Genomic DNA, 1,480 nt, shown 5'->3' on the forward strand with positions numbered 1-1,480 from the left:
TGAACTGTAACCTCATTTATGGACAGTGTTGAAAAACGGTATTGAAGCCTTAAGCAGCTAGGAGATGACTTCTGAATTCATCAGGAGTCATCTTTTTTAGTGTCCACTGATAGCGTTCTGAATTGTAGTGGATCACATACTCATTGACCCGTAGCCGCAGTTCTTTAAGAGATTTACAGCCCTTGTAGTCGAGCTCGTCCTTCATATGACCAAAGAACGTCTCCATGGACGCATTATCCCAGCAATTCCCTTTACGAGACATCGACTGCTTAAACCCAGCTTCGGCGATGAGGAGGCGGGTTTTCGGGTGCGTATAGTGCACACCCTGGTCAGAATGGAAGATGGCATCTGGATGAATATTTCCATCCAATCGTTTGAGTAGGCGAGCCATTGTCCGTTCAACTAAGGATAGCTCCAACGTTGAAGATAGATAGTGTGCCAGAATCTGCTTCGTAGCACCGTCTTTCACACAAGAAAGATATGCCCACTGACCGTTACCATAGCGCATGTATGTGATGTCTGTAAGGAGGACCTTCTCTGGTTCTCCTTGATCAAACTGACGTTCCAGGAGATTAGGACATGTACGATGTTCTTGCGTCGCTTTAGCCATTTTGCGATAGGGATTGGTTTGACGGATCGTAGCTACTAACCCAAACTTGCGCATGATACGACGAATCTTTTTATGATTCATGACAATGCCATTCAATTTCTCCAGCCTCATTTTGATCACCAATGCGCCTGCTTTCCTGTTCAACGCTTCAAAATGCTCCCTAATAAGCTGAAAGTCGTATTGATCGGCTGTCTCTAACAGTTGACGCGACTCCTCAGCGCTACACCAACGGTAATAGCCGCTTGCACTTACTTCGGCAATCTGACAGAGGTAACGTGTTAAACGTCGTAAATCATGCTTACGAATCGTTTGATGAATGAGCTGAAAGCGCTCGGAAGGCGTCAACTCCTTACTTTTTCGCCTTTCGAGCGCTTCTAGCTTTTTTAATAGCTCGTTCTCCGCTTCGAGGAGTTTAATCCGAGCTTCTGCTTGTTGCAGCTTCTCTTCTACTGATGATTCCGTTTTTGATCGTCTACCCGTACTTCCAAGGCCTCGGCGCTCTTCTAACAAGCCAGCCTCACCGTACTTAGCGTAGGTCTCTCTCCAGCGATAGAGGCTTTCTGTAGGTGTTCTCTGGCCAACGAGTTCGATACTAAATCCTGCTTTCAAAAAAATCTCCATTGGTGGCACTCCTGCCCGGTTAGCTTGCACTGCTGCGAGTTTAAAAGCTGGAGCATACGAGATGTTTCTCCCCGATACGCGGCTTACGTTCGGATTGGACTCCAATAGCCTGATCTCTGTTTCAGTAAATCCTGTTCTGATTTTCCTCATGATGTTCATTCCCCATGTATTCTCGATAGTATGATTAAAGCACAAAAAACCGTAAGAGGTCACTTTTTTTCAAGTGTCCATCTTACGGGTTACAGTTCA

At 45.7% G+C, this 1,480-nt stretch carries 1 protein-coding gene; it reads right to left on the reverse strand.

The features are described 5' to 3' along the window. Positions 1–49 precede the first annotated feature (49 nt). Positions 50–1,381: an IS3 family transposase gene (locus KQX66_RS36335; RefSeq protein ID WP_216798382.1), complete on the reverse strand. Its 1,332-nt coding sequence runs from the start codon at positions 1,379–1,381 to the stop codon at positions 50–52. Between the last annotated feature and the right edge of the window lie 99 nt (positions 1,382–1,480).

The sequence above is a fragment of the Paenibacillus oleatilyticus genome (assembly GCF_018998565.1).
Lineage (GTDB): Bacteria > Bacillota > Bacilli > Paenibacillales > NBRC-103111 > Paenibacillus_G > Paenibacillus_G oleatilyticus.

Excerpts from the sequence above, each read along its gene's own strand:
- KQX66_RS36335 (WP_216798382.1), bottom strand. The coding sequence starts at position 1,381 with ATGAGGAAAATCAGAACAGGATTTACTGAAACAGAGATCAGGCTATTG.